This is a genomic window from Clostridium sp. (genome assembly GCF_036569345.1).
Taxonomy (GTDB): Bacteria; Bacillota; Clostridia; order Clostridiales; family Clostridiaceae; genus Clostridium_AD.
In genome coordinates, this window is the sequence record NZ_DATCQT010000028.1 from 1 (window position 1) to 1,702 (window position 1,702).

The following is a 1,702-nucleotide window of genomic DNA, read 5'->3' on the forward strand; positions in this document are numbered from 1 at the left end:
AATTGAACTAAACCGCTAACAGCGGTGGCGGATGAGTACTAATTGCATTAATTTAATTTTTTTACTCTATAAAATAGAAAAAAGTATCTCATAATGAACACTTCATATAAACTTTTATTATTAAAATAAAAAATAAGGAAGTGTTATTATTTATGTCAAAATTAAGAGGAAAAATGAAAATAGGTATAGATTTACTTAATATAAAGAGTCCATTGTATATGCTCTTAGGAGAAAAAGATGATTGAAATTCAAGATATACTCAATCAACATGGTGATGAATATAGAAGAAATCATAAGCTGCCGCTACATATATTAAAAACCATGATTGCTATTGAGTCTTGTAGAACAGCAGAGCTTGGTGGCCATGTAGATGAGTGTAATGAATGTGGGCACATGAGAATATCTTATAATTCTTGTAGGAATAGGCATTGTCCTAAATGCCAAACTTTAGCCAAGGAAAGATGGCTTGAAAAAAGAAAAGAAGATCTATTACCCGTAGGGTATTTTCATATAGTTTTTACTATACCCCAAGAACTCAACTATATAACACTTACAAACCAAAAGGAAATGTATTCTATACTATTTAACTCTGTTTCTGAAACTCTACTTGAACTGTCAAGAGATAAAAAATATTTAGGAGCGGAAATTGGTTTTATGAGCATCCTTCACACTTTTGGTCAAAATCTTATGAATCATCCTCATATACATTGTATAGTACCAAGTGGTGGATTAACTTTTGATGGTACAAGATGGATAAATTCAAAGAATGATTTTTTTATTCCAGTTAAAGTTTTATCAAGAAAGTTTAGAGGTAAATTCTTATTTTCTCTTAAAAAAGCTTATCATAATAATGAGCTTAAATATACTACTGGAATTCACGAATTAACAGAAAAACATATATTTCAAAGCTTCATAGATAAGTTATACAAAAAGGAATGGGTTGTATACTGTAAACCCCCTTTCGGGAGTGCAGAGCACGTAATTGAGTACCTTGGTAGATACTCTCATCGAGTGGCTATATCTAATCATAGGATTGTGAATTTAGAAAATGGCTATGTAACATTTAAGTGGAGAGATTATAGAGACCATAATAAAGAAAAATTTATGACTCTTACAGTAGACGAATTTATGAGAAGATTTTTCATGCATGTTTTACCAAGAAAGTTTGTTAAAATTAGACACTATGGAATTTTAAGCAACAGGAATAGATCAACTAAACTTCAAAGATGCAAAGAACTTACAGGTGCAGTACAAAGTAAAAACCAAAATTCAGAAGTTAAGTTAAATGCAGCAGAACTTCTTTTTAAGCTGACAGGAATAGATATAAATATTTGTTCTTGCTGTGGAAAGGGCGAAATGGTTACAAAAGAGAAGTTGAATCGCCAAAACTATTCTCCGCCAGGAGAAATAAATAAAATAGCATAAAGTCTTTATTTAGGGGGAGGGGGAAATTACGTCTATTTTTAGCAGACAATCTAAAATAATAAGGATTATGGATACAATTGTGGAAATTACAGTTAATAGTCTTAATGTTAAATCTAATTTCAGAAAGAGGAGAAAGATTGAATCTCCATAGTAGAACTAACGCGGCATCGTTCAATAGCTCGTTTCAGACATTGAGCAACTTTCGTAGCTATCACCTTAAGTATATACTTAAGGTGATAGCTTTTATCGGCTCAACATCTGAATCCGAACCTATTCA

At 31.3% G+C, this 1,702-nt stretch carries 1 protein-coding gene; it reads left to right on the plus strand.

Annotated elements, in window-relative coordinates:
- The first annotated feature begins 237 nt into the window (after nucleotides 1–237).
- Nucleotides 238–1,425 (plus strand): IS91 family transposase, encoded by a 1,188-nt coding sequence (locus VIM70_RS02240; protein WP_331943709.1) that lies wholly within the window; start codon nucleotides 238–240, stop codon nucleotides 1,423–1,425.
- Nucleotides 1,426–1,702 lie beyond the last annotated feature (277 nt).